This window comes from Billgrantia zhangzhouensis (genome assembly GCF_021404465.1).
Lineage (GTDB): Bacteria > Pseudomonadota > Gammaproteobacteria > Pseudomonadales > Halomonadaceae > Halomonas > Halomonas zhangzhouensis.
Genome location: NZ_JABFTT010000004.1, coordinates 36,741 through 57,069, shown reverse-complemented (window position 1 = coordinate 57,069; position 20,329 = coordinate 36,741). Strand labels below are relative to the sequence as shown.

Annotated in this window: 21 protein-coding genes and 1 tRNA gene; 12 read left to right on the top strand and 10 right to left on the bottom strand. The window is 61.2% G+C overall.

Annotated elements, in window-relative coordinates:
- The 4 genes from HOP51_RS05720 to HOP51_RS05705 all read right to left on the bottom strand — a co-directional run bounded on the left by HOP51_RS05720 (position 1) and on the right by HOP51_RS05705 (position 4,191).
- Complete coding sequence (locus HOP51_RS05720; RefSeq protein WP_234272998.1) at positions 1-885, bottom strand: carbohydrate ABC transporter permease; 885 nt, start codon at positions 883-885, stop codon at positions 1-3.
- Entirely contained in the window at positions 882-1,979 is a 1,098-nt protein-coding gene (locus tag HOP51_RS05715) for an ABC transporter ATP-binding protein (protein WP_234272997.1), read from the bottom strand. Before HOP51_RS05715 ends, HOP51_RS05720 begins: the two co-directional genes overlap by 4 nt.
- Positions 1,979-3,067 carry an ABC transporter ATP-binding protein gene (locus HOP51_RS05710; RefSeq protein WP_234272996.1) on the bottom strand — a complete coding sequence of 363 codons (1,089 nt, stop codon included), beginning with the start codon at positions 3,065-3,067 and terminating at the stop codon, positions 1,979-1,981. The genes HOP51_RS05715 and HOP51_RS05710 overlap by 1 nt, the downstream gene beginning before the upstream one ends.
- A 593-nt stretch (positions 3,068-3,660) precedes the next feature.
- Entirely contained in the window at positions 3,661-4,191 is a 531-nt protein-coding gene (locus tag HOP51_RS05705; protein ID WP_234272995.1) for a YqaE/Pmp3 family membrane protein, read from the bottom strand.
- Between the two features lie 225 nt (positions 4,192-4,416).
- Between HOP51_RS05705 and HOP51_RS05700 the strand changes: the two genes are divergently transcribed.
- The 6 genes from HOP51_RS05700 to putP all read left to right on the top strand — a co-directional run bounded on the left by HOP51_RS05700 (position 4,417) and on the right by putP (position 11,522).
- The gene (locus HOP51_RS05700) at positions 4,417-4,824 is read left to right on the top strand and encodes a CBS domain-containing protein (RefSeq protein ID WP_234272994.1); all 408 of its coding nucleotides are present in this window, start codon (positions 4,417-4,419) and stop codon (positions 4,822-4,824) included.
- Between the two features lie 418 nt (positions 4,825-5,242).
- Positions 5,243-5,316, top strand: a tRNA-Gly gene (locus HOP51_RS05695).
- Between the two features lie 65 nt (positions 5,317-5,381).
- On the top strand, positions 5,382-5,762 hold the full coding sequence (locus tag HOP51_RS05690; RefSeq protein ID WP_234272993.1) for a hypothetical protein: 381 nt from the start codon (positions 5,382-5,384) through the stop codon (positions 5,760-5,762).
- A gap of 53 nt (positions 5,763-5,815) precedes the next feature.
- A complete protein-coding gene (locus tag HOP51_RS05685) occupies positions 5,816-6,628 on the top strand; it encodes an AraC family transcriptional regulator (RefSeq protein WP_234272992.1) in 813 nt (270 codons plus the stop codon).
- Between the two features lie 179 nt (positions 6,629-6,807).
- The gene (putA, locus tag HOP51_RS05680; RefSeq protein WP_234273259.1) at positions 6,808-9,999 is read left to right on the top strand and encodes a bifunctional proline dehydrogenase/L-glutamate gamma-semialdehyde dehydrogenase PutA; all 3,192 of its coding nucleotides are present in this window, start codon (positions 6,808-6,810) and stop codon (positions 9,997-9,999) included.
- A 44-nt stretch (positions 10,000-10,043) separates the two neighbouring features.
- Positions 10,044-11,522: a sodium/proline symporter PutP gene (putP, locus tag HOP51_RS05675; protein ID WP_234272991.1), complete on the top strand. Its 1,479-nt coding sequence runs from the start codon at positions 10,044-10,046 to the stop codon at positions 11,520-11,522.
- A 59-nt stretch (positions 11,523-11,581) separates the two neighbouring features.
- Here the strand turns inward: putP and HOP51_RS05670 are convergent, their stop codons facing one another.
- Positions 11,582-11,878 (bottom strand): hypothetical protein, encoded by a 297-nt coding sequence (locus HOP51_RS05670; RefSeq protein WP_234272990.1) that lies wholly within the window; start codon positions 11,876-11,878, stop codon positions 11,582-11,584.
- Positions 11,879-12,148: 270 nt separating this feature from the next.
- Between HOP51_RS05670 and HOP51_RS05665 the strand changes: the two genes are divergently transcribed.
- Positions 12,149-12,742: an OmpW/AlkL family protein gene (locus HOP51_RS05665; RefSeq protein ID WP_234272989.1), complete on the top strand. Its 594-nt coding sequence runs from the start codon at positions 12,149-12,151 to the stop codon at positions 12,740-12,742.
- Positions 12,743-12,967: 225 nt separating this feature from the next.
- Positions 12,968-13,594: an OmpW/AlkL family protein gene (locus tag HOP51_RS05660; protein WP_234272988.1), complete on the top strand. Its 627-nt coding sequence runs from the start codon at positions 12,968-12,970 to the stop codon at positions 13,592-13,594.
- Positions 13,595-13,647: 53 nt separating this feature from the next.
- Here HOP51_RS05660 and HOP51_RS05655 read toward each other — a convergent pair whose 3' ends face one another.
- From HOP51_RS05655 to HOP51_RS05640, 4 genes are all read right to left on the bottom strand, one after another.
- Positions 13,648-13,980 carry a YqcC family protein gene (locus HOP51_RS05655; RefSeq protein WP_234272987.1) on the bottom strand — a complete coding sequence of 111 codons (333 nt, stop codon included), beginning with the start codon at positions 13,978-13,980 and terminating at the stop codon, positions 13,648-13,650.
- 67 nt (positions 13,981-14,047) lie between these two features.
- Positions 14,048-14,794, bottom strand: a complete 747-nt coding sequence (locus tag HOP51_RS05650) for an amino acid ABC transporter ATP-binding protein (protein ID WP_234272986.1) — start codon at positions 14,792-14,794, stop codon at positions 14,048-14,050.
- Entirely contained in the window at positions 14,791-15,465 is a 675-nt protein-coding gene (locus HOP51_RS05645; protein ID WP_159553284.1) for an amino acid ABC transporter permease, read from the bottom strand. Before HOP51_RS05645 ends, HOP51_RS05650 begins: the two co-directional genes overlap by 4 nt.
- A 17-nt stretch (positions 15,466-15,482) precedes the next feature.
- Positions 15,483-16,241, bottom strand: coding sequence for an amino acid ABC transporter substrate-binding protein (locus tag HOP51_RS05640; RefSeq protein ID WP_234272985.1), 759 nt, complete (start codon positions 16,239-16,241; stop codon positions 15,483-15,485).
- Positions 16,242-16,558: 317 nt separating this feature from the next.
- Here HOP51_RS05640 and HOP51_RS05635 point away from each other — a divergent pair, with 317 nt between their 5' ends.
- The 4 genes from HOP51_RS05635 (at position 16,559) to HOP51_RS05620 (ending at position 19,563) form a co-directional block, all read left to right on the top strand.
- A complete protein-coding gene (locus HOP51_RS05635; RefSeq protein ID WP_234272984.1) occupies positions 16,559-17,590 on the top strand; it encodes a DUF3549 family protein in 1,032 nt (343 codons plus the stop codon).
- A 38-nt stretch (positions 17,591-17,628) separates the two neighbouring features.
- A complete protein-coding gene (locus tag HOP51_RS05630; RefSeq protein WP_234272983.1) occupies positions 17,629-18,066 on the top strand; it encodes an ATP-dependent zinc protease family protein in 438 nt (145 codons plus the stop codon).
- 34 nt (positions 18,067-18,100) lie between these two features.
- Positions 18,101-19,009, top strand: coding sequence for a 30S ribosomal protein S6--L-glutamate ligase (rimK, locus tag HOP51_RS05625; RefSeq protein WP_234272982.1), 909 nt, complete (start codon positions 18,101-18,103; stop codon positions 19,007-19,009).
- 110 nt (positions 19,010-19,119) lie between these two features.
- Positions 19,120-19,563, top strand: coding sequence for a hypothetical protein (locus tag HOP51_RS05620; protein ID WP_159553292.1), 444 nt, complete (start codon positions 19,120-19,122; stop codon positions 19,561-19,563).
- 14 nt (positions 19,564-19,577) lie between these two features.
- Here the strand turns inward: HOP51_RS05620 and HOP51_RS05615 are convergent, their stop codons facing one another.
- The gene (locus tag HOP51_RS05615; RefSeq protein WP_234272981.1) at positions 19,578-20,291 is read right to left on the bottom strand and encodes a SanA/YdcF family protein; all 714 of its coding nucleotides are present in this window, start codon (positions 20,289-20,291) and stop codon (positions 19,578-19,580) included.
- Positions 20,292-20,329 lie beyond the last annotated feature (38 nt).

The following is a 20,329-nucleotide window of genomic DNA, read 5'->3' as shown; positions in this document are numbered from 1 at the left end:
TCAGGCGCCTCCCTGTGAGGTGTCGTCTTTCTGGCTGTTCATGATCGCGGTGTAGAAGACCCAGCAAACCAGCAGAATGATGAGGAAATAGATCAGCGAAAACGCCGCCGAGGGGCCCAGGTCCTGCTGCCCGATGGCCATGGTGGTCAGCGACTGGCTGAGAAAAGTGGTGGAGCTGCCCGGCCCGCCGCCGGTGAGCACGAACGGTTCCGCATAGATCATGAACGAGTGCATGAAGCGCAACAGTACGCCGATCACCAGCACGTTGGTGAGCTTGGGCAGTTGGATATAGCGGAACACCGCCCACTTCGAAGCCCGGTCGATGCGTGCCGCCTGATAATAGGCATCGGGAATCGAGCGCAGTCCGCTGTAGCACAGCAGGGCGATCAGCGGGGTCCAGTGCCACACGTCCATCAGGATGATGGTGGCCCAGGCATCGGACGCATTGCGGGTGATATTGTAGGGGTAGCCCAGCTCGCGAATGCCGACGCCCATCAGCCCGATGTCCCCACGGGTGAAGAGCTGCCAGATGCTGCCCACCACGTTCCATGGGATAAGCAGCGGCAGCGTGATCAAGATCAGCACGGCGGAAGCCTGCCAGCCGCGCTTGGGCATCAGCAGGGCAATACCGATCCCCAGCGGCACCTCGATCGCCAGGATGGTGAAGGAAAAGGCGAACTGGCGCAGCAATGCCGCCTGCAGCGCCGAGTCGTTCAGCATCACCTCGAACCACTCGGTGCCGGTGAAGAAGCGCGTGTTGGCATCGAACACGTCCTGCACCGAATAGTTGACCACCGTCATCAGCGGAATGATGGCCGAGAATGCCACCAGCAGCAGCATGGGCAGGATCAGGAACCATGCCCGGTTGTTGTAGACCTTGTTCATTGCCCCACCTCCACGCAGAACTCGTCGATATAAAGGTGCAGCCATTCTTCGGGAAAGCGGACGAACGCCTGCCGCGGCGGTAGCGGCTGGTCTTCACCCAGGCGCGCACGGAACGTCTTGCCGGCGAATGCGAACGACACGATGCGGTAGGTGCCGAGGTCCTGAACGCTGTCGATCTCGATCGGGTAGGCATCCGTGGCCGGGGTTTCCCGCACCTCGACGAACTCGGGGCGAATCCCGAGCTTGATGTTGCGTGAACGGGCCTGCTGGATGGCGCCCTGAAGCACCAGGGAAAGCGCCAGGTCGACGGTACCGGCCCGCGCCCCGCTGTCAGTGCGCGCCACTTCCATGAGGTTCATGCCGGGGCTGCCGATGAAGTAGCCGACGAAGGTGTGCGCGGGCGTCTCGAACAGCTCACGCGGGGTGCCGAACTGCACCACCTGGCCCTCGTACATCACCGCGATCTTGTCGGCGAAGGTCGAAGCCTCGAGCTGGTCGTGGGTCACGTAGATCATGGTGATGTTGAAGCGCTCGTGGATCTCCTTGAGCTTGCGCCGGAGCTTCCACTTGAGCTGGGGATCGATCACCGTGAGCGGCTCGTCGAAGAGGATCGCCGAGACATCGTCGCGCACCAGACCGCGCCCCATGGAGACCTTCTGCTTCTCGTCGGCGGTGAGGTTGCGCGCCCGGCGCCTGAGCAGCGAGGTGAGATCGAGAATATCGGCCACCTCGGCGACGCGCTCGCGCACCTTGGCTTCGGGAGTCCCCACGTTACGCAGCGGAAAGGCCAGGTTGTCGTACACCGTCATGGTGTCGTAGACCACCGGGAACTGGAACACCTGGGCAATGTTGCGCTCCTCGGGCGGCAACTCGTTCATGACCTGGTCGTCGAACAACACCTGCCCATTCGAGGGTGTCAGCAGGCCGGAAATGATATTGAGCAAGGTCGACTTGCCACATCCGGAAGGCCCTAGCAGGGCATAGGCCCCGCCCTGGTGCCACACGTGCTCCATCTCGCGAATGGCATAGTCTTCGGGGCCCGAAGGGTTCGGCGCGTAGCTGTGCGCCAGCGACTTGAGAGTAATCTGGGCCATCAGTGCGCTCCTGGCCGTGCCGGAATGTGCACGACGTCGCCATGCCGGTCGAAGGCATAGATCTTGTGAGTCGGGAAATAGACCTTGATGCGCTGGTCGACACCGAATTCATGCACACCGGCCAGGTGCAGCACCAAGTGGAAGAGGTCGTTGTGCACGTGCAGGAAGGTCTCCGAGCCGCTGATCTCGGCGATATCGACCGTCACGTCCAGCTCGAGATCGTCGTCCGCCTGACGCTGCAGTCCGATGTGCGAGGCACGCACGCCAAACTGGTACTGGCCCGGTGTGAGACTCGCCAGATCGCGGTTGAGCGGAAAATGGACATTGCGATCGAAGGTCACTTCGGAGCCGGAAACCATTGCCGGCACTACATTGATGGGCGGCTCCGAAAACATCTCGGCGGTGAGCACGTCGCGGGGACGATGATAGACGTCCTCGGTGGGGCCGTACTGCAGCAGGCGCCCCTCGTGCAGCACGGCGGTGTGACCACCTAAGGCCAACGCCTCATGGGGCTCGGTGGTAGCGTAGACGGCGATACAGTTGCGCGCCTTGAACAGCTCGCGCAGCTCCTCACGAAACTCCTCACGCAGCTTGTAATCGAGGTTGACCAGCGGCTCGTCGAACAGGATCAGGTCGGCGTCCTTGACCAGTGCCCGGCCCATGGCGGTGCGCTGCTGCTGGCCGCCGGAGAGCTCCGCCGGATAACGCTCCAATAGATGTTCGATATGTAACATCCTGGCCGTCTCAAGCACGCGTCGGCGAATTTCCTCTCGCGGCACGCGCGCCAACTTGAGCGGCGAGGCGATGTTGTCGAAGACCGTCAGGCTCGGGTAGTTGATGAACTGCTGGTAGACCATCGAGACGTTGCGCTTGCGCACCGACTTGCGCGTCACGTTCTCTCCATGCATCAATACCCTGCCGCGGGTTGGTGCCTCGAGGCCCGCCATGATCCTCATCAGCGTCGTCTTGCCGGCCAAGGTCCGCCCCAGCAGCACGTTGAAGGAGCCGGGAGCCAGTTCGAGGTTGATCCCCTCGATATGCGTGGCTCCATTGACCACATGGTCGATGTTTTCAAGTATCAGAGACATACCGAACTCTTTGTCATCATTATTGAGTCGTTGTTGAGCTGGCGCGTACGTCTAGCCGGCCAGCCAGCTCGCCTCGGCGCCATGCACCACCCAACCGTCGCCCGGGAATGATTGAGTCAGCTCCCGCTAAGCCATGATCAGCGGACGCAGCGAACGATCGAAGAGAACCGCACGCGAACTGGTCGTGCCTTGATTGATGGAGAGTAAGTAGGACATTAGCCTCGCCCTGTTATTCTTGTCGGGTCGTAGCCATGGAGGTTTTGCCGGGAAAACGAACAGGAGAGAGGGCACCATGTTCGATTTCAGCCAAAAAACAACCTCAAATGTTCGATTTACGATAGCGAGATTAGCGCAGAGGTAGATGAGGAGCAATGTCAATGTTCGAACAAATCGTCATACTATAGTCTATCTGCGGTCGAGAATCGCTCAGCCTTCGCGTCTTCGGCAAGCTGGGCTCTGCCCCATGACGTGTTTTCGTTTTTCGACAACACTGTTCGATTTCGAATACAAGGTCAGAGAAACAGGATGGCAATGATAGATACGAAGATGCCAGCCAGGAGCAGAGCGAGCATCCAGGCAGGTTAAGGAGTCAGTTAAGCCCCGCGCCGCAACCACCACCAGGCATAGAGGCAACCAGGCAGCCAGCCCAGCAACGTGAGTAGCAGGCAGATGGCGATACGCCCAGCACCGCCCCGCGATAGACCGACGGCCAAGGGTGGCAGCAACAGGGCCAGCGCCATCAAGGAGAAACGCAGCGTCGGCGAATCTTGCCGGCCCGGGGATGACACGGGTTGCGGAGCCTGCTGGACTGAAATCGAATTCTCATGGATTTTCGGCGGCACGTACTCCCGCACCACGGGCTCGGCCTCACTCACGCTCTCCGCTTCTTCCCTGGCTTGGCGATGGGCCTCGTGATCGATCTTTTGCTCGATGGTGTCGGCGCCCTCGGCCAACTTATCGTGGTAGCGCTCCCAATCCTCCCAGTCGTGGGGCGTTCCCGCACGCGGCTGGTGTCCGCCCGCCTGGCGCGCACGCTCCCAGGCCTTCTCCTCCAGGGTGTTGGGGCGCTCCTCATCGCGACTGCCATCGAGCCCCTTTCTTGCCAGGTATTCGCGTGCATCCATGACCCACCTCCCCTTGGGCATCAGGTTCGCCTAGCCTGCCTACAAGCTAGTCCACACTCCTGACTTGTTGGAGCCACACGGCCATGATCATGTTCCTCCTTCGTTGCCAGCCTCGGCATCCGGCCCAGAGCGTTGGCAAGGTGTTGAAGACTTCCCTTATATCCGAGTCGGCTCGACTATGCTGAAAGTGTCCCGCCAAGAGCGACCGAAACAAGGAGATGCGCCATGCTCAACAGGGCCCCTACCGTCGTTCGCGATATCATGTCCCGGGATTGCTACCGGGTCACCGGCAACACATCGATCACCACACTGGCCCAAGGCCTCGCCCTGCATCGTTTGCCCGGCGTGCCGGTCGTCGACGAGCATGACAATCTCATCGGCTTCATCTCGGAACAGGACGTACTGGGCAAGCTGTTACAGAGTGCCTATCTCAATGACGAAGCGCCGCTGGTCAAGGAGCTGATGCGCAACGAGGTCCTGTCCGTCTCGCCAACCAAGAGCATTACCGATCTGGCGCAGGAGATGCTGGGACAAAAACCCAAGGTCTACCCGGTAACCGAGCAAGGACGTCTATGCGGTATCGTGACCCGTCGCGACGTTCTGACCGCGATTCTGCGCATGCGTCATAACTGAGCCCATCATCGCCCGGCCGAAGCGTCGGGCATCCAAGCCGAACCGTATCAGCCAGCGCACTCGACCGCCCGGCCGCCTCCGGGCGGGTCGGCTCTGCATGCGTCGTACTTGACGAAAAAAAACCGCCCATGGGGTCATGGGCGGCAAGATCGAAACTGCGAGCCAGAGCAACAGTGTTAGCGACTGCCATCGCGCTGTTGCCTGTATCAGGTATGACAGCAGCAAGCAAAAAAGTTCGCCACTGTTCGTTAATTTTTTTATCTCACGCTACCTCGCCTTTGCCACACGCCTCACGCTACCTCGCCTTTGCCACACGCCATGCAAGATCGGAAAAGCAATCACTTAACGCGAGAGGAATGAGAAAGGCACACAACGGCTTGCAAAGCCCAAGCTCCTGGTTTTACTATCGAATCCGCCCGCGGGTGTAGCTCAATGGTAGAGCAGAAGCTTCCCAAGCTTAAGACGAGGGTTCGATTCCCTTCACCCGCTCCAACTCCCGCTGCGGGCTGACACCCCCTGGTGCCTTCCGCCAGCCTTCTCCGCCAGCGTGGCTCATCATGGCACTCTTCTTGCTCATCTTCGCCGTTTGCCTGTTCGTCATCGGCGGCATGGTGTTGATCCTGCTGTTCTCGCGCACGCCGCGCTATCGCACCGAGCCGGAGCAACTGCTGGCACTGTTCGACAAGGCCCTGGAGAACAAGGTTGGAGAGACGGAGTGGAACATCGTGATGAACTACCCCATTCGCCACGACGACTACCTCGATGGGGTGAGGCGCCGGGCTCAGCGCCTGATGCAGGAGCATGGCCGTCCCTGGCTGCTCGCCCAAGGCAAGCCCCTGCTCGACAAGACCGGTCGCGATGAGCTAGCTGCGCTGCGCCATCACCTGGCGTCTCACCAGCGCCTGAGAGAGCGACAGCGCAACCAGCCAAAGCGTTGAGCAGGCGTCGAGTATGGTAAGCTTCAATGCGATAGCCACAGGCGGGAGGCCCCATGCCCAGCATCATACGCCAGATTCTTCTCGACACCGCCACCCAGCATCACGCCCATGACTTTCACCAGATCGTCATCGGCCTGCAGGGCCGTGCGGAGTTCGAGATCGAAGGCCTCGGCGGTGCAATTTCCGCCTTCTCCGGCTGCATCGTGCCCGCCAATCACGTGCACTACTACGTTGGCCAGGGTGAAAACCGCCAGTTGATCCTCGACCTGCCCGCCGATGCCCCCTCGCTCACCGGCTACCATCATGAGCTGTCGCGCCTCTTCGATGCCCCTCGTTTCTTCGCCCTGGACAGCCCTCTCAAGCATTACCTCGAGTTTCTGCTGCTCGAACAGGCCAACGGCAAGAAGGGCCTGAGCGCCGCCCAGAACGACCGCCTGGCCGCCACCTTCCTCGGCTGCCTGCATGCCAGGCTCGGCGGAACGGCTTCCCATTCCAGCGTGCACCGCCTGGACCTGGCCAAACTCGATCGCTTCATCGACCGGCACTTGGCCTCACCGATCTCCGTGGCCGACCTGGCCGCCCAGGCGTGTCTCAGCGAGGCTCACTTCCGCAACCGTTTTCGCGAGCAGACCGGGCTTTCTCCGTGGCAATACGTACGCCGGCGGCGGCTGGAAGCGGCACGTCGGCTGCTCGAGGAGAGCCGTATGCCGCTATCCCAGATCGCCGTGAACACCGGCTTTTCCCATCAGAGCGCCTTGACGCATGCGTTTCGCAGCACGTTCGGCTGTCCGCCAAGCCAACTCCGGCGCGCCGTTTTGGAGCGCTCTACCCTTGAAGTCACAAACCGTCTACGACATACGACTTAAGTCTTAATTTCAACAGCTCTGCGGCAATCTGCCGCGAAATTCATAAATCCTTCCCGGTTTTTGACAAGCAGCCTCCTCCAACCAGCCCTACAGTCAAGAAAGACACACCCATGTTCGGGCAGAGCGCCACGCACATGGTGTTTGGCCGTTCTGGAATGGGTGATTACCGGGGGATTCCTATGCTCAATGCCGAAACCATGCTGAATGCTGCCACCTGGCAGCAGGATCTCGATAGCCTGTTCTCGCGTATCAGCGAACACTACGTGGTGGACGAAGAGATCTTCGTCAAGGAGCTGGTCAACGTACTCAGCGCCGATACCGAGGATTTCCGGCGCATTGCGGGCAAGACCGCTGAGCTGGTCCGCGAGGTGCGCGAAATGGACACCGCGGTCGATACGATCGATCAGTTGCTGCAGCAATACAGCCTCGACACTCACGAAGGGCTGATGCTGATGTGTCTGGCCGAAGCCATGCTGCGTATTCCCGACACGGCCACGGCCGACGCCCTGATCGAGGACAAGCTCGGCCCCGCCGACTGGAAAGCCCATGTCGGACAGAGCGACTCCTGGCTGGTCAATGCCTCCACCTGGGGGCTGCTGATGACCGGACATGTGGTCACCCTCGACAAGCCGCGCGACGGCAAGCCTTCAGGCTTCATCAACCGTCTGGTCAATCGTATGGGCGAGCCAGTGATCCGCCGCGCCATGTACGAGGCGATGAAGATCATGGGCAAGCAGTTCGTACTCGGCCGCGACATCGATGAGGCTTTGAAGCGCTCCCGTCCGCTGTTCGACAAGGGCTACACCTACTCCTACGACATGCTGGGCGAAGCGGCGCGTACACGGGCCGACGCCAAGCGCTACTTCGACGACTATGCAAAGGCCATCCAGCGGGTCGGCCTGACCAGCACCAAACTCTCCGAACGCACCCCGGCGCCTTCCGTGTCGATCAAGCTCTCGGCACTGCACCCGCGCTACGAATTCGGCCGTCGCGAGCAGATTCTGCACGAACTGGTGGGCAGCGTACGCGAGCTGGTGAGCATGGCCCGCGAGCGTAACGTGGCGCTGACCATCGACGCCGAGGAAGTGGATCGCCTGGAGCTGTCGCTGGAAGTGTTCCGCGCCGTCTACGAGAGCGACGCCTGCAGGGGCTGGGGCCACTTCGGCCTGGTGGTCCAGGCCTACTCCAAACGCGCCTTGCCGGTACTGCACTATCTCAACCGCCTGGCCGAACGCCAGGGCGACGAGATTCCCGTACGCCTGGTCAAGGGCGCCTACTGGGACAGCGAGATCAAGGAATCCCAGCAGCTCGGCGTCGAGGGTTATCCGGTCTATACCCGCAAGGCCTGCACCGACGTAGCCTATCTGGTCTGCGCCCGCTTCCTGCTTTCCGACCAAACCCGCGGTCGCATCTTCCCGCAGTTTGCCACCCATAACGCCCATACCATCAGCACCATCCTCGAAATGGCCGACGAAGCCACTCGTCCCTTCGAGTTCCAGCGCCTGCACGGCATGGGCGAGGCGCTCTACGATGCGGCACTCAAACGTGCCCCAAAAGGTACCTATTGCCGGATCTATGCGCCGGTGGGGGCGCACAAGGATCTGCTGCCCTACCTGGTGCGCCGGCTGTTGGAAAACGGCGCCAACTCCTCGTTCGTGCATCAACTGGTCGACCCCAAGGTGCCGGTGGAAACGCTGTGCGTGCATCCGGTGGAAACGCTGGGCCAGTACCGCACCTTCTCCAACCCTCGGATTCCTCTGCCCAAGGACATCTACGGTGAAAAACGACGCAACTCAAGGGGAGTCAACCTCAACGTGCGCAGCCATTACGAACCGCTGATGAAGGCCATGTCGGGCTTCATGGAACGCAGCTACGAAGTCGGGCCCCTACTGGCCTTTGAGGTGGAACGCAACCCGGCCAACGTGCACGAGGTTTTCAGTCCCTATGACCGCCGTCAGCGAGTCGGCAGCGTGCAGTGGACCAGCCGCGACCAGGCCGCTCGCGCGGTGGATGCCGCCTGGGCCGCATTCCCGCGCTGGGAAGCCACGCCGGTAGCCGAGCGTGCCGCCATCATTCGTCGCTTGGGCGACCTGATGGAAGAGAACCTGGCCGAACTGATGGCGCTGTGCTCCCGCGAAGGCGGCAAGCTGCTCACCGATGGCGTCGACGAGATTCGTGAGGCGGTTGATTTCTGCCGTTATTACGCCATGCGCGCCGAGGAGCAGTTCGGCGAGCCGCTCGAGCTGCCCGGTCCTACTGGCGAATCGAACCGTCTGATGCTGAGCGGCAAGGGGGTGTTCGCTGCAATCAGCCCATGGAACTTCCCGGTGGCGATCTTCTGCGGCCAGATGGTGGCGGCAGCCGTGGCCGGCAATAGCGTACTGGCCAAGCCCGCCGAGCAGACCTCCATCGTCGCTCATCGCGTGGTCGAGCTGCTCTACGAAGCCGGCATGCCACGCGACGTGGTGCAGCTGCTGCCGGGCGACGGCCCCACCGTGGGCAGCGTACTCACTTCCGACCCGCGCATCACCGGCGTCGCCTTTACCGGCGGCACCGATACCGCTCAGATCATCAATCGCGCCCTGGCGGCCCGCGAAAACGCCCCGCTGCCGGCCCTGGTCGCCGAGACTGGCGGCATGAACGCGCTGATCGTCGACTCCACCGCCCTGCCAGAGCAAGTCGTGGCCGACGTAATCCAGTCCGCCTACCAGAGTGCCGGCCAGCGCTGTAGCGCACTACGCGTGCTCTATTTGCAGGACGACGTGGCCGACCGGGTCATCGAGATCCTGCGTGGCGCCATGGACGAGCTGCACGTCGGCGACCCCCGCGACCTGGGTACCGACGTGGGGCCAGTGATCGATGAGGATGCACGCAAGAACCTGCTGGCACACATCGAGAAACTCAAGGGGGAAGGCCGCTTGCTGGCCGAAACCCACCTGGATCCAGCCCATACGGCACATGGCACATTCGTGCCGCCGGTCGCCTTCAGCATCGACGCCATCGACGCTCTGGAGCGGGAACAGTTTGGCCCGGTGCTGCACGTGGTGCGCTACAAGGCCAGCGAGATCGAGCAGGTGCTCGAGTCGATCAACGCCAAGGGCTACGGGCTGACTTTCGGCGTACATAGCCGCAATGAATCCTTCGCACAGCTCGTTGCGCAGAAGATTCGCGTTGGTAATGTATACATAAACCGGAATATCATCGGCGCTGTCGTGGGCGTTCAACCGTTTGGCGGGCAGGGGCTTTCCGGCACCGGGCCCAAGGCGGGCGGACCGCACTATCTGCTGCGTTTCGCCACGGAGAAGACCGTGACCGTCAACACCGCCGCGCTGGGCGGCAACGCGTCACTGCTTGCGCTGGGAGACGAGTGACCGCGCTCGTCATCAACCACAACAACATTTGAAGGAACCCCCTCATGGTTCAGAATAACATGGCTATCGGTTTCACCTTCGTGGTGTACCTCTTGTTGATGCTCGGCATCGGTATCGTCGCCTACAAGCGCACGACCAACCTTTCCGACTACATCCTGGGCGGGCGCTCGCTGGGGCCCTGGACCTCGGCGATCTCCGCCGGTGCCTCCGACATGTCGGGCTGGCTGCTGCTCGGCCTGCCCGGCGCCGCCTATGTCAGCGGTATCTCTGCCAGTTGGATCGCCGTGGGCCTGCTGATCGGCACCTGGCTCAACTGGCTGATCGTGGCGCGCCGACTGCGCCTATATAGCTTCAAGGTCAGCGACGCCCTGACCCTGCCCGAGTACTTCGCCAATCGCTTCCGTGACAACTCGCAGCTGTTACGGGTCATCTCGGCGGTGTTCATCCTGATATTCTTCCTCTTCTATACCAGCTCCGGTCTGGTCGCCGGCGGCCGACTGTTCGAGACGGTGTTCGGCTACGATTACACCGTCGCGGTCACCATCGGTACCATTGCGGTGATCTCCTACACCTTCTTCGGTGGTTTCCTGGCGGTTTCCTGGACCGACCTGATCCAGGGCCTGATGATGGCAGCGGCACTCGCCATCGTGCCGATCATCGCCTTTGGCGACCTGGGCGGCACCGCCGGTGCCGGCGCCGCGCTCGCCGAGGAGAGTGCCTACATGCTGGCCTGGTTCCGTGATGCCTCGACTGGCGAAGCGCTGACCTTCATCGGCATCGTCAGCTCACTGGCCTGGGGCCTTGGCTATTTCGGCCAGCCGCACATCCTCGCTCGCTTCGCCGCCATCCGCAGCGATCGCGACATTCCTACCGCGCGCCGCATTGCGGTCACCTGGACCGCCATCGCCCTGATCAGCTCGGTGGCCGTGGGCCTGCTCGGAGTGGGCTTCGTGCAGCGCGACCTAGCCGACGGTGAGACGGTGTTCATGGTCATGGTCAACCTGATCTTCCACCCGGTGATTGCCGGCATTCTGCTTGCCGCCATCCTGGCCGCAATCATGTCCACTGCCGATTCGCAGCTGCTGGTCTCCTCCTCGGCACTGACCGATGACTTCTACAAGGCGATCTTCCGCAAGGATGCCAGCCAGACCGAGCTGGTGTGGGTGGGACGCCTGGCCGTCATTGCCATTGCCGTCCTTGCCTACCTGCTGGCGCTCAATCCCGATGCCACCGTGCTCGATCTGGTCGCCTACGCCTGGGCCGGTTTCGGTGCGGCTTTCGGCCCCGCACTGATCATGTCGCTCTACTGGCGTCGCATGAACAAGTGGGGCGCGCTGGCCGGCATCGTGGTGGGCGGCGTCACCGTGGTGGTCTGGGCCGAGCTGTCCGGCGGCATCTTCGATCTCTACGAGATCGTACCTGGCGTCATCCTGGCCTATATCGCCATCGTAGTGGCGAGCCTGGCCACCGAGGAGCCGGATCTTCGCGTTACCGCCGACTTCGATACCTTCGAGGAAGCGTAATCGGTCAGCACCATCACGCAACGAGAAAGTCGCCCATGGGCGACTTTCTCGTTTTTCACTCATGCCAACCAGAAAGCGCGTACCACTACAATTACGGCAAAGGCGCCCAGCACCGCCCAGTTCCATGGCGGGTTGGTGACACGCCGCAGCCAATGGCGGCGGAACTCTAGCCCCAGCGGCTGCATGAAGGCCGCTCCCAACGCCCAAACGCCCAGCCCGATGGCCGGCATACGCAGAAACATCGGCAGCCCACTGAGCAGTTCGGGACGAATCAGCAGCCACAGCGCCAATGCAGCGGCCACCAGCATGGCGGCCAGCGTCAGCCACATCGGACGATCCTGAACCTCTGTCCGCATCTTGCCCTCTCCTCTCAACACCTACCCAAGGCTTAGCCCTTGGTCGCTCCCTGCGCCATGCTGCATCACAACAATAGTTGTACAGAAAAATGCACATTATTTGTCATATGCGTAGCTTTGAAATTAGGCGTTCACGCGATTGGGTCAATCAATCAGCGCTATATCGACGATAACAAAATTAAACAGGACTTTTAGAAACAGTGTTCGTATACTAGGAAACGTCCAATGCTGCCGGGAACCTCCGGCGTTAGAAACCAGGGGGACGCTAATATGAAACCGATTCGTCTGATTCCTGTGGTGGCTCTTGCGGCCAGTACTCTCTTCGCCAGCCAAGCAGTTCTGGCCTATAGCGCCGGCGATACTTTCGTACGTGGCGGCTTCGCCAAGTCCGACACTCGTTCCGACAATGGTATCGCCGACGGTATCAGTAGTGGTGAGACCGGCTTCACCTATGGTGCCGGCTACTTGTTCCACGACAAGGTGGGTATCGAGCTGAATGGATCCGAGAAAATCGAGCATGACGTGACGCTCGGCGGCGCAACAGGCTCCATCGACCGCATGCCGGTCAACCTGCTGGTGAACTACTACCCGCTCGGTGGACTGGATTCCAAGGTGCAACCGTATGTCGGCGCGGGCCTCAACTACACCCGTTTCTCTGGCGAGCCGGAAGGCATCGACGCACGCCGCTCCTATGGTGCAGTGGGTCAGGTCGGGATCGATCTGGCGATTACCGACAACTTCATGCTCAACGGCTTTGCCAACTATGCCGACGTCGATTCCCGCATTTCTGCTGACGGCGAGCGCATCGGCACCGCCAAGGTCGACCCGATGACTATCGGCGGTGGCGTTACCTTCCGCTTCTAAGCCTGACGAAGCCATGTCGCATCGAAACGCCGGGCCATGCCTGGCGTTTTTCGTCACCCAGCCTTCCCGCTCGGCTCTTCAAGCCATAAGTAATATCGAAAATACCTCATTAGTTGCCGAAACAACTATTGCCGTGGGTCAATATTCCGCTGTCAAGCTCTGAGTAGACTGACTTCGTTTGATGGCAGCCCAGGCTGCTCCTTTGCCAATGACAGGAGTCAACCCATGCGCAAGCAAGCCCTTCCCACCCTGTTCACTGCCAGCTTTGCGGCTACCGCCCTCTTGGCCAGCAGCCAGGCTCTCGCCTATAACCAGGGCGATTTCATCACCCGCGTAGGTGTCGCTCATGTCGATCCCAAGAGCAGTAACGGCAGCCTGGCAGACGGCGCGTTCGATGTCGACGTACGCAGCGATACCAACCTGGGCTTTACCCTGGGCTACCTGTTCCACGACAAGCTCGGCGTCGAACTGCTGGCGGCGCTGCCGTTCAAGCACGACATTCGATTGAATGGAGAGAACCTTGCTTCCACCAAGCACCTGCCGCCTACCCTGACCTTGCAGTACTACCCGCTGGGTGGTACGGGCGCCCAGGTTCAGCCCTACGCCGGCGTTGGCCTCAACTACACGCACTTCTTCGACGAATCGAGCGAGCTCGGTGATCTGGAACTCGACAGCTCCTGGGGCCTGGCCGGGCAGCTTGGCCTAGACGTGCGCCTGGACGACAACTGGGGCATTAACGCCGCCGCCTGGTACGTGGATATCGATACCGATGTAAGCCTCGATGGCGCGGACCTGGGCAAAGTGAGCATCGACCCTTGGGTCTTCATGGCCGGCATCAGTTACCGCTTCTGAGCGGCCTTCTGAACGCAACAAGGCCCGCGATTGCGGGCCTTGTTGCGTTCAGCTCAATTCTCCGTGACCAACCGATCGATCTCTTCCACCGCCTTGCACAGCAGCAATCGATCTGTGGCTCGCGCCCCCTGCTGGGCCAGATAGGTATCGATCACAGGCGCCACATCGCACTTCTCGGGCATCGGCGCCTCAGCCTCGATCAGCCCATCGAGACGAACGATGAACACGAAGCGCAGCCACTGAGGCAAGGTCATGGTATCGATGCAGAACGGTTGCCGGCTCTCGTAGGCCGCCGGCTCCGGCGCACTCATTTGCCACATGTTGGTAGCCTTCATGGTGGCCTCGAGACGGCGCAGGGCTACATCGAGCTCCTCATGTACGGTCATGACGTCTCCTGTTGGACATGTCATTCATTATCGCACAACTCGCCCGCCCTCCCTATGCGAAGCCTGGTCATGCAGGCTGGCCGGCCAGGATCTTGCGCAGGAAGTCCCGCGTACGCGGGTCCTGAGGAGCATTGAATAGCTGCGAAGGCGGCCCCTGCTCGACGATACGCCCCCCCTCCATGAACACCACGCGATCCGCTACGTCCCTGGCAAACCCCATCTCATGAGTCACCACCAACATGGTCTGGCGCTCACGGGCCAACTGCTTCATCAGCGCGAGCACCTCTTCGACCCACTCCGGATCGAGAGAAGAGGTCGGCTCATCGAACAGGATCACCTCGGCCTGAGCTGCCATGGCGCGCCCGATACCGACCCGCTGTTGCTGGCCGCCGGAGAGCGAAGCCGGATAGGCATCCGCCTTGTCGGCCAGGCCGATGCGTTTCAGGATCTCCCGAGCCCGAGCATGCGCCTTGTCCTTTGGCCAGCGGTTGACCACGATCAGGCCTTCGGCAATGTTCTCGAGCGCGGTCTTGTTGGCGAACAGCGCATAGTTCTGGAACACGAACGCCGTGCGGCGCCTCGCTGCCAGTATCTCGGCCCGGCTGGCCCGGGTAACGTCGACGTCCAGATCACCAATGACCAGGCGACCGGCATCCGGCCGCTCGAGGAAATTGAGGCAGCGCAACAGGGTCGACTTGCCGGTCCCCGAAGGGCCGATCACGACGATGATCTCGCCTTGTTCGATTTCCAGGTCGATGCCATCGAGCACGGTTGCATTGTCGAATCGCTTGACGAGATGGCTGATTTTGATCATCTGCGATAAGCCCTGTTGAGTCGTGTCTCCAGCCATCTCTGGAACCAGGCCAGCAGCTCGACGATGATCCAGTACATGACCGCCACGGTGATGAAGGCCTCGAAGTAGAGAAAGCTGCCGGCCGCCTCTTTCTGCGTTGCCCCCATCAGTTCCGTGACACCCAGGGTAAAGGCCAGGGAAGTCGCCTTGATCATGTCGATGAAGTAGTTCATCAGCGTGGGCACAGCCACGCGAGTGGCCTGGGGCAACACGATGCGACGCATCAGTTGCCCGTTGGTCATGCCTATCGACAGGGCAGCTTCGGTCTGGCTACGATCGACCCCTACGATGGCAGCACGTATCGACTCCGCCATGTAAGCCGAAAAATGCAGTGTCAGCCCCATGATGGTGGCGGTGATGCCGTTGATGTGCGTCAGGAAGGCCAGTAGTTGAGGCAGGCCGTAGTAGAACAGAAACAGCTGCACCAACAGCGGCGTACCGCGAAAAAAAGAGATGAACAGCAGCGTCGCTGCGTTCAGCCCCGGAATCTTCAAGACGCGAATGACCGCGAGAGCGCAGGAGAGCACCAGGGCAAACGCCATTCCTGCCGCCGCCATTTGCAGCGTCAGCGGCAAATAGCGCAGCAGGATGGGGATCAGCCCCAGCATGTAATCGAGATCGAGAACACGCATGACAGGCACTCAGTGAATCATGGACGCGTGATGTCGGTACCGAACCAGCGCTCCGAGATGGATGCCAGGGTCCCGTTTTCACGCAAGGTGGCAAGCGCCTCATCGACTCGATCGTGCAGGGCGCGATCCGCTTCGGTGTCGCGGAACGGCAGTGCGTTGCGAATACTCGAGAACGGTTCACCGGCGAGCTGCAACGGCAGCGACCGTTCCTGGATCACCTGGCTGGCGCTGACACGATCCATGACGAAGGCATCGACACGCCCCAGGGCGGTATCCTGCTCGATATTGCTGTCGTAGGTGCGGATATCGATCTCGTCGGCATAAGGCAGCTCGCGCAGCAGCTGTTCGTAGTTCGAGCCGAGGTTGACGGCAACCCGCTTGCCTTTCAGGTCCTCTACGCCGTCGATCTCCTCGTTGCCTGCCCTGACGACCACTTGCGCACCGTCATAGACGTAGGGGTCAGTGAACAGGTACTTCGCCTCGCGCTCTTCAGTAATGGTGATCTGGTTGGCAATGGTGTCGATGCGCCCCGATTCGAGCATGCCGAACAACCCCGAGAAATTGGCGGTCACGAAATCCACTTCGAGTCCCAGCTCTTCGCCAACCGCCTGCATGACCTCTACTTCGAAGCCCTTGAGCGTGTCCCGCTCGACGAAGGTGAACGGAAAATAGCTGCCCGACATGCCCACCCTGAGCACGTCATCTTGGGCCTGAGCGCTTCCCACGATAGCAAGAGCGCCGGAAATAACCGCTGCAACAAGAACACGCGACGACATGGCCAACCTCCATAAATATCGATTCGTAATAGATACCCACACTATTATTCCATTTTAACAAAAGCGGGAGCGAATGGCTCCCATCTCCACATTGAATTGATGCATGACTGCCATAGCGTAGCCGGGCAGTTGAGGGTCATGCACAGATTCGCTGCAAGAGGCTGTGGATAAGCTTTGGAAACCCGCTCCGGTAGCAGAGAATACGGGGCTTCGCCTGGCATGCTCATTTCTTGACCAGATTGCGACGATCCGCGCCGACGGGTGGCTGACAACCCCCCGGCCGTCACGGTAGAGTGCACGCTCAAAAGGGAGCCCATATGCAGCCGATCCACACGCTTCACGATTTCTTCGACCGCACCGGTGCCGAGGTTCGCCTCTATCACATGGGGCGCAGGGTCGAGCCGTGCTCGCTACGAATGTTGGCCGACCTGGAAAATGACACCAGCCCGTGGCCGTTACCCTGGCAGGGCCAGGCTCGCCTGGGCATCGTCTTTCGCCTTGGAGATCTCGCCGACCCGCTGATCTGGTTCCTCGCCCTGCCGCTGGATGAACAGGGGCAACTGGTTCCCGCCCCTCGCGACGCCTTCCTGCAACGCTTGCTCGTGACGCTGGGCCGTAACGTCGAGCGAGCGGAACGTCACGATTCGGACAGCGGCGAAATCGACAACCTGATGCACGACAATCCGCTGGCCTTCACGCCTTCACTGCCTTTCCAAGCCGTGCTGCATGCTCGCGCCACCCATGACACCGGCAAGCCCGCCAGCCCCCACCTGGAGCCGGTGGAAGCCTATCTCAGCGGCCAACAGCAGGTGGATTGGCAGTTCCTGGGGCTGCAGGGACTGGCCGACTTCGCCGTTCGTCTGGACGAGGAAACCGCTAGCCTACTGGCCTCGACGCTCCCCACCCTGCCCGACGAAGTGCTGCATTCGCTGTGCTACTGTCTAGAGCATGTCGCCATACCCGCTGTGCTTGCGCACGCCTTGCGCGATCGGGGCGAGCAAGCCGCAGCAGCGGGCCATCTGGAAACGCTGTGCGCCTGCATCCGGGCCGTTGGCGGCGCCGACACGGGGATCGCCGGCCTCTGGTTCGACTCGCTGCTCGATGACCCGGCCGCCTGCGGCCCCGACCTGTTGGCAGCCATTGCTGCGCGCGGCTGGGAACATCTGGAAGACGGCCAGCGGCTGCCGCGTTTTCTCGAACGGCTGGCACAGCAGCCGAAGGCGGACTTTTCCAGCGCAGCGCGCGACCTGGCCTTGATACCACGTCTTCGTCTGCCAGTCCTGATGACGCTGCGCGAAGCGCGGCAGGATTCCGCTATCGGCCAACGCCTGGCCGGCCTGGGTCAATAAGCCCAGGAAAATGAGTAAGGAAAGCTGGAAATAACGCGATGAAGGAACTGCCTTATATCCCCAAGGCCGTGATCGGTCGTCTCGAGATGGTCACCCTGCCTACCATCGGAATGACCGTCTGCGCCAAGATCGACACCGGGGCCTACACTTCAGCATTGCATGCCGAGGACATCGAGATCTTCGAAGAAGAGGGCCACCTCTGGGTCAGCTTCACCACTCGTAGCGGAGGGTTGGCGTCGCCACCTCACGTCTACCGTACCCACCTGCACGACCGCCGACGCGTGACGAGCTCCAACGGACAAAAGGAGTGGCGCTACGTGATTCGCACGCCAATGCAGTTGGGCGAGCTGGAGGTGATGGTGGAGCTGACCCTCGCCGACCGCAGTGACATGCGCTACCCCATGCTGCTCGGCCGTCGCGCGCTGCGGCGTTTACTGGTGGCACCCGGCGTCACCTTCCTGCATGGCGAACCCTGACGATCCCACCGGCCCTACCACCCCGGAGCCCCCGATGCATATCGCGCTGCTGTCTCGCAATCGCAACCTCTACTCCACGCGACGCCTGGTGGAGGCCGCGGAACAACGCGGCCACAAGGCCCGGGTAATCGACACCCTGCGCTGTTACATGAGCATTGCCGCCCACCACCCCTCGATCCATTACAAGGGTCAGGAAATAGAGCGCTTCGATGCGGTCATACCGCGCATCGGCGCCTCGGTGACCTTCTATGGTTGCGCCGTGTTGCGCCAGTTCGAGATGATGGGCACCTACGTACTCAACGACTCGGTCGCCATTACCCGCTCGCGTGACAAGCTACGCTCGCTGCAATTGCTCTCGCGCAAGGGATTGGGCCTGCCGATCACCGGCTTTGCCCATTCCCCCGACGATATTCCCGACCTGATCACCATGGTCAAGGGCGCGCCCCTGGTCATCAAGCTGCTGGAAGGCACTCAAGGCATCGGCGTGGTGCTGGCCGAGACCAACCAGGCCGCCGAGTCGGTGATCCAGGCCTTCATGGGCATGAAGGCCAACATCATGGTGCAGGAGTATATCAAGGAGGCCCGCGGCGCCGACATTCGCTGTTTCGTGATCGGCGACAAGGTGGTCGCTTCCATGAAGCGACAAGCAGCCGAAGGCGAATTCCGCTCCAACCTTCATCGCGGCGGCACGGCCAGTCTCATTCGCATCACCCCCGAGGAGCGCTCAACGGCAATTCGCGCCGCCAAGGCCATGGGCCTGAGGGTGGCCGGCGTCGACCTGCTGCGCGCCCATCACGGTCCGGTGATCATGGAAGTCAACTCATCACCGGGGCTGCAGGGCATCGAGACCGCTACCGGCAAGGATATCGCTGGCATGATCATCGAACACATCGAAAAGAATGCCGTGGCTCCACGCAAGACACCACCCAAGCCCAAAGGGTAATTGCGAGAAAAGCGCCATAATTTGTAGAAAGGACACTTATTTTGCTCGCGGGGGTAGAAAAACACTGTTTCCCCGGCCACAATCTGCGTCACCGGAGGAGGTGACCGCTCATGTTTCTCGACAATCGCCAAGTGGCGATGGACAGCGTTTTGGAAGCGTTGGCCGACAGCATCGATTATTTCCAGGACAACCTCGAGCGCCTGCGCCCTTCCCTGCGCGAAACGCTCAAGCCTCACTATGAAGGGCGCGCCAAGACGCTGCAAAAGCTACAGGAACTGGCCCGGCGTCACCTCAAGCTGCTCCCACGCGATGCCGATGTCGAACGCGACGACTACATGTGGCTGTGGAGTCGCCTGAAGAGCTTCGTCGGCAACGAGAGCCAAGTGGTCATCGGGGAGCTACTCGAGCAAGAGCGTGTACTGATGCAGGCCTTGGCCACCCTCTACACACATCCCCTACCCAACCCGCTCGAGCCAGTCGTGGAACAGTGCTGGAAGGACTGCCGGGAACTGATTCGCGAACTCTACCGTCAACAGAAGCCGCGCCGCCGCTGAATCCAGTCTGGCGGTCAGGGCAGCTCCTCCGGCTCCAGGTCAAGCAATTGACGCCAGGCTGGCGGAGCGATCTGTAGCGGCTCGAGCGGCCCCAGGAAATACGGCTCGCGCCCCCATACGTAAAGATCACCCACGGTGGCCGCTCGCGCCACCCATTCCCGCGCCTGCAGTCGCCACAGTCCTACCACCGGACGCGACGGAGCGCTGCAGCCATACGCCTCGAGACCAAGCGCATCGGCAATGAACAGCGCACGCGGCAAATGCCATGATTGCGTGACCAGCAGGACCCGATCGACACCAAACACGTCCCGCGCCCGAGCCAGGGTATCGAAGGTACTGAAACCGGCGTAGTCGAGGGTCATGTCTTCATCACGTACGTACTGGGCGCGCAAGTCGCGCCACATGGTGATGGGTTCGTTGTACTGACGGGTACGATTATCACCGGAAAGCAGCAGGTGCTCGACCCGGCTCAAGCGCATCAGGCGGGATGCTGCGTTGATACGCGCATCGAAATGCGGGTTGCGCACACCGCTTCGGGTCCAGTGTGAAGTCCCGAAGACGATGCCCACCCGCTCGGGACCGCACAACGGCAACTCGTGTTCGATACGACCATGAGTCTGCGCCAGCACCCACAGGTTGGCGCCCACGAACAGCAGCACAGCCAGCAGCAACAGTGCGCCGAGCGACATCAGAAGAAGCTTGAAGGTTTTCCACAGCAGCGCCTGCATTCACCCTCACTGCACAGCAAGAAGCGAAGCCTGTGCGC

Coding starts and splice junctions, on each gene's coding strand:
- HOP51_RS05720 (WP_234272998.1), bottom strand. CDS start 885: ATGAACAAGGTCTACAACAACCGGGCATGGTTCCTGATCCTGCCCATG.
- HOP51_RS05715 (WP_234272997.1), bottom strand. CDS start 1,979: ATGGCCCAGATTACTCTCAAGTCGCTGGCGCACAGCTACGCGCCGAAC.
- HOP51_RS05710 (WP_234272996.1), bottom strand. CDS start 3,067: ATGTCTCTGATACTTGAAAACATCGACCATGTGGTCAATGGAGCCACG.
- HOP51_RS05705 (WP_234272995.1), bottom strand. CDS start 4,191: ATGGATGCACGCGAATACCTGGCAAGAAAGGGGCTCGATGGCAGTCGC.
- HOP51_RS05700 (WP_234272994.1), top strand. CDS start 4,417: ATGCTCAACAGGGCCCCTACCGTCGTTCGCGATATCATGTCCCGGGAT.
- HOP51_RS05690 (WP_234272993.1), top strand. CDS start 5,382: ATGGCACTCTTCTTGCTCATCTTCGCCGTTTGCCTGTTCGTCATCGGC.
- HOP51_RS05685 (WP_234272992.1), top strand. CDS start 5,816: ATGCCCAGCATCATACGCCAGATTCTTCTCGACACCGCCACCCAGCAT.
- putA (WP_234273259.1), top strand. CDS start 6,808: ATGCTCAATGCCGAAACCATGCTGAATGCTGCCACCTGGCAGCAGGAT.
- putP (WP_234272991.1), top strand. CDS start 10,044: ATGGTTCAGAATAACATGGCTATCGGTTTCACCTTCGTGGTGTACCTC.
- HOP51_RS05670 (WP_234272990.1), bottom strand. CDS start 11,878: ATGCGGACAGAGGTTCAGGATCGTCCGATGTGGCTGACGCTGGCCGCC.
- HOP51_RS05665 (WP_234272989.1), top strand. CDS start 12,149: ATGAAACCGATTCGTCTGATTCCTGTGGTGGCTCTTGCGGCCAGTACT.
- HOP51_RS05660 (WP_234272988.1), top strand. CDS start 12,968: ATGCGCAAGCAAGCCCTTCCCACCCTGTTCACTGCCAGCTTTGCGGCT.
- HOP51_RS05655 (WP_234272987.1), bottom strand. CDS start 13,980: ATGACCGTACATGAGGAGCTCGATGTAGCCCTGCGCCGTCTCGAGGCC.
- HOP51_RS05650 (WP_234272986.1), bottom strand. CDS start 14,794: ATGATCAAAATCAGCCATCTCGTCAAGCGATTCGACAATGCAACCGTG.
- HOP51_RS05645 (WP_159553284.1), bottom strand. CDS start 15,465: ATGCGTGTTCTCGATCTCGATTACATGCTGGGGCTGATCCCCATCCTG.
- HOP51_RS05640 (WP_234272985.1), bottom strand. CDS start 16,241: ATGTCGTCGCGTGTTCTTGTTGCAGCGGTTATTTCCGGCGCTCTTGCT.
- HOP51_RS05635 (WP_234272984.1), top strand. CDS start 16,559: ATGCAGCCGATCCACACGCTTCACGATTTCTTCGACCGCACCGGTGCC.
- HOP51_RS05630 (WP_234272983.1), top strand. CDS start 17,629: ATGAAGGAACTGCCTTATATCCCCAAGGCCGTGATCGGTCGTCTCGAG.
- rimK (WP_234272982.1), top strand. CDS start 18,101: ATGCATATCGCGCTGCTGTCTCGCAATCGCAACCTCTACTCCACGCGA.
- HOP51_RS05620 (WP_159553292.1), top strand. CDS start 19,120: ATGTTTCTCGACAATCGCCAAGTGGCGATGGACAGCGTTTTGGAAGCG.
- HOP51_RS05615 (WP_234272981.1), bottom strand. CDS start 20,291: ATGCAGGCGCTGCTGTGGAAAACCTTCAAGCTTCTTCTGATGTCGCTC.